A 2364-nucleotide genomic window follows, 5' to 3' on the forward strand; every position below is an offset into this window, starting at 1 on the left:
GCCACGTGGAGCATCATGAGTCCCAGCGGGCCGCCGCCGATGATGGCGACGATGGCGCCGGGATAGGGGCGGGAGTCTTCGAACCCGTGTACGGCGCAAGCCAGCGGCTCAGTGAGCGCGGCGTGCTCGAGAGGCACGTGATCGGGAATGTGCAGGGTGTTCTTGGCAACGATGCGAGACGGGATGCGGATGAACTCGGCGTAGGCACCGTTGTTGAAGAGCAGATCGTCGCAAAGATTTTCCTGGCCGTGCTGGCAGAAATAACACTGACCACAGGGAGCGGAATTAAGGGCCACTACACGGCTGCCACTGGGGAAACCTTCAACGCCTTCTCCAACCTCGACGACCGTTCCTGCCAGCTCGTGGCCGAAGAGTGCCGGGGGGACGATCATGCGGGCATGGTAGCCGCGTCGAAAGACTTTCAGGTCTGTTCCACAAGTAAGAGCGGCTCCTACGCGGACAATCAGCTCGCCGGGGGCTGCGCGAGGAACTGGCACGTCTTCGATGCGAATATCCTGCCGGCCGTGCAGGACCGCGGCCTGCATGGTTCCCTGACGCAGTTGACGCGCGGACTCGACCGTATTGCGGCCGACCTGAATGACCTCTTCAACGGTGCTCCTGCCAACGTGGATGACTTCCTCGACGGTATTGCGGCCTATCTGGAGCACATCACCAACGGTGCTGCGGCCAACCTGGAGGACATCCTCGACCGTCGAGCGGCCGCGTTGAATGGTGTCCTTTACCGTCTTTGGCATCGATCCCTCCACGAGCGGCTGCGGAAAAGCTCACTCGCTGGCTCGGTCGGGAAGCTGCGACGCTTGAGAGGCCCGATACCTGAGAACGAGCCTGCGGAAGTGCAACTGCAGAAGTCCGGCAAAGGACCCATTACTTTGCTCCCGCGCACTTTGCTCCTTCGCCGGTAACGGGCTCAATCATAATCTTCATCGAGTCGGCTTTGGGATGCGATGCGATATCGATTGCCGTAATAGCTTCGTCGAGCGGAAAACGATGCGAGACGAGTTGCGTCAAGTCAAATCCATTGCGGTATCCGTTGAAGACAAGATCGGTGACTTCGTCGAGAAGATCGAACGAAGACGAGTAGGACCCCATCAGGGTCTTCTCGTCCATACAAACCACGCCGGGATCAAAAGTTGCGTCGCCGCGCTGGGTCTGAGCGAAAAGCATGACCTTGCCGCCGCAGCGCGCGGCGTCCATTGCGGTCCGGATCAGGGCGTTGCCGCCGACGGCGAGGATAACGGCATCGGCCCCGCGGCCATCTGTTTCGGCCAGGACGCGTTCCACTACGTTTTCGCTGCCTGCGTGGATGGGATCTTTGAGCCCATATTTGGCGGCGATGGCGTGGCGTTCAGGATAGAGATCGGATGTGAGCACACGGGCGCCGGTACGGCTGGCGAGCACGGCATGCATCAGGCCTATTGGTCCCTGGCCGATCACGAGAACGGTGTCGTCCGCACGCAGATTGAGCATCTTCACACCCTTGAGCACGGTGTTGACGGGCTCAACGAAGGCGGCCTGCTCGAAAGGGACTCCGTCGGGGATGGGTACTACGCCGCAACTGGAGGCGACCCAGTCCATCACGCGAATATACTCCGCGAAGCCACCACCGGATGGTTCGAAGCCGGCGGTAACGCCAACCTTCTTGTAGAGCGGACACTGTGCAGGGGTGCCTTTGCGGCAATAGAAGCATTCGCCGCAGGGGACGTGGTGGTGAACCACAACGCGCTCGCCACCTTTATAGCGGGTTACACCTTCGCCCACGGCGACAACGGTGCCCGACATTTCGTGGCCGAAGATGCGCGGGGCGGAGTGGGAGCCGGTATGGATCTTCTTCAGGTCCGTTCCGCAGATGCCGCAGGTGGCGACTTTAACCAGCAATTCGCCTGGGCCGATGGCAGGGACCGGAACGGTTTCGACGCGCATGTCGTTGATGCCGCGGTAGACTACGGCGCGCATGGTGCTGGGAATTCGGGTGGCGATATGACTCTGGGCGCTGGTGGTTTGGGTAGCCATGCGGGTTGGTGTGACCTCACTCGTCATTATTTCGTCATTCGCTCAGGAGTTCGTGGAGCCGCTCCGCAATGCATTGGGAAGCCTTTCTACTATTTTCGCCCATTTTGACGAGTGCGGGCCATATCCATGGTCTAAGGAGAGCAAAAAGAACAAACTTAGAGGTCTGAAACTGGCCGTTTGTGTCGATAAAACGATTGAAATCAGGCAACTTTGCGTCGAGCGGATCGCTTACGCCCTTGATGGCGTAGAAAGGGATGCCGCGCATGGCGGCGAGGCGGGCAATCGCGGCAGCTTCCATGTCGACCAGGGAGGCCTTATAGGTCGAGGCAAGGC

3 protein-coding genes are annotated in these 2364 nt (G+C 60.0%); all 3 read right to left on the reverse strand.

Annotated elements, in window-relative coordinates:
* Positions 1-545: alcohol dehydrogenase catalytic domain-containing protein (locus WA354_RS19075; RefSeq protein ID WP_472814607.1), on the reverse strand; the 545-nt coding region annotated here is incomplete at its 3' end.
* 340 nt (positions 546-885) lie between these two features.
* Positions 886-2031 (reverse strand): zinc-dependent dehydrogenase, encoded by a 1146-nt coding sequence (locus tag WA354_RS19080; RefSeq protein ID WP_472814605.1) that lies wholly within the window; start codon positions 2029-2031, stop codon positions 886-888.
* 34 nt (positions 2032-2065) lie between these two features.
* Positions 2066-2364 (reverse strand): phosphorylase family protein (locus tag WA354_RS19085; RefSeq protein WP_472814606.1); only part of this gene is annotated, 299 nt, incomplete at its 5' end.

Origin of the sequence: Occallatibacter sp. (assembly GCF_049802275.1) — a bacterium.
Taxonomy (GTDB): domain Bacteria; phylum Acidobacteriota; class Terriglobia; order Terriglobales; family Acidobacteriaceae; genus Telmatobacter.